The organism is Paracidovorax anthurii (genome assembly GCF_003269065.1).
Taxonomy (GTDB): Bacteria; Pseudomonadota; Gammaproteobacteria; order Burkholderiales; family Burkholderiaceae_C; genus Paracidovorax; species Paracidovorax anthurii.
Window position 1 is genome coordinate 1 of the sequence record NZ_QLTA01000110.1, and the last position, 4692, is coordinate 4692.

General features: G+C 63.4%; 5 protein-coding genes. 3 read left to right on the forward strand and 2 right to left on the reverse strand.

Annotated elements, in window-relative coordinates; all coding sequences use genetic code 11:
• Both AX018_RS24260 and AX018_RS24265 read left to right on the forward strand, forming a co-directional pair.
• Positions 1-2909 (forward strand): LysM peptidoglycan-binding domain-containing protein (locus AX018_RS24260; RefSeq protein ID WP_146749455.1); only part of this gene is annotated, 2909 nt, incomplete at its 5' end.
• Positions 2906-3190 carry a hypothetical protein gene (locus AX018_RS24265; RefSeq protein WP_211322528.1) on the forward strand — a complete coding sequence of 95 codons (285 nt, stop codon included), beginning with the start codon at positions 2906-2908 and terminating at the stop codon, positions 3188-3190. The genes AX018_RS24260 and AX018_RS24265, both read left to right, overlap by 4 nt.
• 54 nt (positions 3191-3244) lie before the next feature.
• Here the strand turns inward: AX018_RS24265 and AX018_RS25555 are convergent, their stop codons facing one another.
• Positions 3245-3433, reverse strand: coding sequence for a hypothetical protein (locus tag AX018_RS25555; RefSeq protein WP_211322529.1), 189 nt, complete (start codon positions 3431-3433; stop codon positions 3245-3247).
• Positions 3427-4341, reverse strand: coding sequence for an integrase core domain-containing protein (locus AX018_RS24270; protein ID WP_170146346.1), 915 nt, complete (start codon positions 4339-4341; stop codon positions 3427-3429). Before AX018_RS24270 ends, AX018_RS25555 begins: the two co-directional genes overlap by 7 nt.
• A gap of 143 nt (positions 4342-4484) precedes the next feature.
• Between AX018_RS24270 and AX018_RS24275 the strand changes: the two genes are divergently transcribed.
• Positions 4485-4692: hypothetical protein (locus AX018_RS24275; RefSeq protein WP_146749456.1), on the forward strand; the 208-nt coding region annotated here is incomplete at its 3' end.

Genomic DNA, 4692 nt, shown 5'->3' on the forward strand with positions numbered 1-4692 from the left:
GCAACCGGCAGGTGACCGATGGCGACGAGGGCAAGGCGACCACCACGCGCTACGAGTACCAGTTCCTCGCCGGCAGCTACCAGCAGACGGCCTCCGCGGCCCAGCGCGAGGGCACCACGGCGACGACGAAGACCTGGCGGGACGCCAACGGGTACGTGAGCAACATCGAGCAGGTGACGGGGGTGGGCGACGAGCGGTTCAACCGGGCGTTCGTGAACGACGCGCAGGGCAACGCGGTGTATGTGAACCAGGCGGCAGGACACACGGGCCGCATCCAGAACCCGGCCAGCGGCTACCTGGGCGGCTGGGTGGGCGACTCGCTGAACCCGGGGCACGTGCAGCGCCAATTGGTGGCCAATGGCGAGGTGCTGGCGCGCTACGGGGATGCCCCCGACAGCGAGAACCCGCCGGCGAACGCGGGCGACGTGCCGAAGTACGTGGACACGGCGGAGTTCCGGCTGAACGCGGCGCCGCTGCAGCTCAAGGGAGCGAACCTGGACGCGATCGCCTACACGGTGGTGGGCGGGGAGACGCTCAAAGACATTGCGCGCAACGTGCTGGGCGATGCCAAGCTGTGGTGGAGGATCGCGGAGGCCAACGGGCTGGCGGTGTCGGGAGACGGGCAACTGGCGGCGGGGCAGACGCTGCGGGTGCCGAAGCTGGCGCTGAACGCGAACAACGTGGAGACGTTCCAGCCGTACGACCCGAGCCGGGTGACGGGGAGCCTGGATGCGGTGCTGCCGGCGCCGGCGGGGCAGGGCGGGGGCTGCGGGGCCGTGGGCAAGATCATCATGGTGGTGATTGCCGTCGTGGTGACGGTCTATACGGCCGGAGCGCTGAGCACGGTGGCCGGCAGTGCGACCTTCGGCCAGACGATGGCTGCGGGGATGGCAACGCTGTCAGGCACGGGCACCGTAGCCATGGGATCGGCTGCGGCGAGTTTGGGTCTGGGCTCCGCGGGCGCTGCGGCGGTGGCGGGCGCGGTGGGCTCCATCGCCAGCCAGGTCGTGGGCAACGCCATCGGCGCGCAGAACGGCTTCAGTTGGAAGGGCGTGGCACTCAGCGCACTCGGCAGTGGCGTGACCAGTGCGCTGGGTAGCTCGGGCCTGCTTCCTCAGGTCGAAAACGTCTTCGGCAAAGCAGCGTTGCGGCAAGCAGTCTCCAGCACGATCTCGCAGGGTGTGGGAACGGTGACGGGACTGCAGTCGAGCTTCGATTGGAAGAGCGTTGCGGCTGGGGCGGTAGGCGCGGGTGTCGGAGACTCAGTGGGGCAGGCGCTTCAGAACGCCAATGCCTTCAGTGGATTGAGCGACTTCGGCACGGCGCTGGCGCGCGGAACGGTCTCGGGCTTCGCGGGCGGGCTGGTCACGGCGGTGATGCGCGGGGGGCGGGTGAGCGTGCAGCAGGTGGCAACTGATGCGTTTGGCAATGCCCTGGGTGAAAAACTCGCGTTGAAGGCTGCGCAAGGTTCTCAGGAGGAAGTGGCAAGGGACAGTTCGGGCATGGTGGCCGGCACGGGGATGCGCCCTGGCGGTGGCCTGGGGTTGAGCGTGTCCTCTGGGGCTGTGAATGACTGGAGTCGGGAAATCGATGGAGGAATCCAGATCAACGGCAGCATGGCGCCTGAAATGGGTAATGGGGGCTGGGCCATCGTAGAGAGGAATCAAGGGCCGATAGCGGCACTGGCGGCGGCGGGACTTGATGCCAACCAGCAGCGGGCGATGTACGGGCAGATGCTGGCCAGTGGCCAGATCCTGCGCAATGCCCAAGGTGTTCCCTTGGTGCGCACGGGTCAGGTGCTGAACTATGACCTGGGAGACATGGGGGCCGCGAGCCTTGGAGCCCAGGCCATTGCGCAGGAGAGCCGGAATCGCGCGGAGCGCTTGGCAGCGGAAGCGCAACTGGCGACGAGCGACAACCGGGATGTCAGGGACATCCGACAGGGGTTCGCTTATCGAGCGATGCTGGACCGTGGATTGAATGATGCCGCTGCCTATCAGGCCTCTCAACGGCAGATCGATTTGACATCCAGCAGCGTGCGCCAGTGGGATGGTCGTGGCACGCCTGTGGCGGAATACCTCAAATCGGAGCTGGGAGGGCTGGACGCTGTTCGGGGAACGACGTTCGAGACCCAGGTGGCGAGGAGCTTGCCGGCGGCAGCGGCGAATGAGGTCGGTGGTTTAGTGCTAGCGGGTGTGCTGAGCAAGGGGATGGCACTGGTAGGCGGTGCTGCAATACGTAGCGAGGCTTCTTTACTGAATGCAGAACTGAATGCGACGATTCGGGCGAGGCTGGGGATGGATTTGCCGGTAGGGGCGCCGATGGAGGGTATCGTTGGGAGATTGGATGCTGGCAGTGCTCTGAACAGATTTGGCAATGTGAGAGACATACCTCCGCTGACTGGTGAAGCAGATTTCATCGGGCCGATGAAGCCGAGCAACTGGGACGCTCTGACGGCACACCCGGATGGTCATGCTTTCAGCGTGCACGGCGGTGGCGTAACGGATGCCGACCTCGTTGTGCGCGCACGCACGGGTGTGAAGCCGGACGGAAGCACCGGGCCAATTCCGCCACTGTCCTCTGGGTTCTATTCGGACAGCCTTTTGATTTCCACAGACCAAACCATCCGTAATGGGGGGGGGCTTGCGAACTCCATTGCACGTCAGCCTGGTCAATCGGTTGTGCGCGTCGAGACGCAGGACGTCGGTGACCTAGGAATGGACCTGGGATATGGTTATGTCCGACTTGGTGCTACGGGCAACAAGACTGCGAACGCGGCGGCCCTCGGTCCGATACAGCGGATCGACGGCTTGAACAGTGCACAAGGTATCTACGAACTCAACCCAGTGACGGGCGTATGGGAAACCATTACGGTGTACCCGGCTCCTCATTTAAAGACACAGCCATGACTGACTTTCCTACCATCGCTCGCATGCTGCGCACCGCGTACAACGCGGAAGATGGTCTTAGCGAAGATGCTGCGATTCGTCTGTACCAACGCGCTTCTGCCGCTGGTGACAACCGAGCGAAGCTAGAGGCCGAGCTTCGTTCGGCATTCTCTCGGGACGACGTTTCCTGGCGGCAGATGCTTTGCAATGACGATTTCGAGGTCGCCGATATCGAAACGGAGGACGAGGCGCGGAAGCACGCGCGCAGGATTTTGTGGGAACCCATCTTCGGCAAAAACTGACTGTCCTGTACGCATGTCCGCAACATCCCGGCTGCTGAAGAGCAAGGCATTTTTTCAAGATGCCCTGCTCTTTTTTTCGGCAGCCCCGGCTTGCCAAGGACTGAATCGACTCTTGCTCGGGAAGAATTTCACTTCGCCTGCGCGATGAATGCGGCAGAAACCGCTTTGCCGGCGCAATCCGTCCTGCTGCATTGCGGACAGCATGGTTCGGCGGGTGTTGGCGGGCAGGTGAAGCTTCAACATCGGGATCGATAACCCCACAGCAATCCTTCACAGGCCTGCACCCACGCCCCTCGGCCCTGCGCCCGGTGCACATCTGCCCAGGTAATGCCTTGCCAAGCCTCGTGTGGCGTCAAGCCACCCAGGTTCTGATGGGGTCGCACTTCGTTGTAGAAGCTGGCGAACCCGGCCAATTTAGTTGGCAGTCCTCCAGCCGTCAGGCGCATGGAGCGTAGAACGGGCTTGAGCGTGCCAAAGAACCGCTCGATCCGGCCGTTCTGCCATGGGCATCCCGGCGCGCTGCGCTGATGCCGAATGCCCAGCAGGCGCAAGGCGGTGCACCAGAGTCGGCTGGTGAACATGGCCTCGTTGTCGGTACGGATAGAGCGGGGTTTGCCGTATTGACCGATGGCGATCAGCAGATGCCCCAGCAAGATCCAGGTGCATTTGCCCGGCAGGGCCTGCAGCCGGATGCAAAGGCGCGAGCCGTGGTCCAGGATGCCCAGGATGTTCACGCGGGAGCCATCGGACACCGGCACGCTGCTCAGGTCGAGGCCCCAGGTGTGGTTCGGAGCCAGGGGGCGTGGCACACGCCGCCGTATCTCCCGGTGCATTGCCGCCAAGCGTTCGGCATGCTGCACACGGCATTGATAGACAAAGGTCTTGCCGATGGTGAGTCGGTGACCATGAAGTCGGTTGAACACGTGGGCGACTTGGCGTCCGCTGGGGATGTGCAAGCTCAGGCGCAAGACTTGGCGAATGACCCATTCGGGCTTGCGTCTGCCCTGGGGCGCAGGGGGCAATTTACGAAGCGTGCCTCGGCGGCGCACCCCACGCCATGGGCGCGGTGGCGGTGTGTAAGCCATTGCCGCAAGGACAAAGGCCAGCAAAACGCCTGAGAAGATGACAAGGCACAGGGAAGAAAGCTCCATGCCCATCTATCCAGGGATGGCGGGAATCGTTGAGTGAGGTTTGCGCCCGTTGCGACTGCTCAATGCGCTCTTTAAAAGCCAGTTTTGAATCAGAACCCCGGAATGTCGCAGTATTTGCTGAATAGTCTGCTATAGAAAATGTAGTGAACAACGTGGTGCAGGAGCGCCATGCCGACGGAGGCCGGGTGGACTACGCCTTCAATGCCTTCGGGGACAAGGTGTCGGCGGCGGAGCTGGTGTATGCCGGCACGAGCGACACCACGGTGACGAACTACGCCTACGACAAGCGCTCGCGGCTGGTGCAGACCACGCTGGTGCAGGGCGATGCGCTGCGCTACCGGGTGAACGGCA

What these genes read in the sequence shown, in the direction of transcription:
- AX018_RS24265 (WP_211322528.1), top strand. Translation starts at nt 2,906, where the DNA reads ATGACTGACTTTCCTACCATCGCTCGCATGCTGCGCACCGCGTACAAC.
- AX018_RS25555 (WP_211322529.1), bottom strand. Translation starts at nt 3,433, where the DNA reads ATGTTGAAGCTTCACCTGCCCGCCAACACCCGCCGAACCATGCTGTCC.
- AX018_RS24270 (WP_170146346.1), bottom strand. Translation starts at nt 4,341, where the DNA reads ATGGAGCTTTCTTCCCTGTGCCTTGTCATCTTCTCAGGCGTTTTGCTG.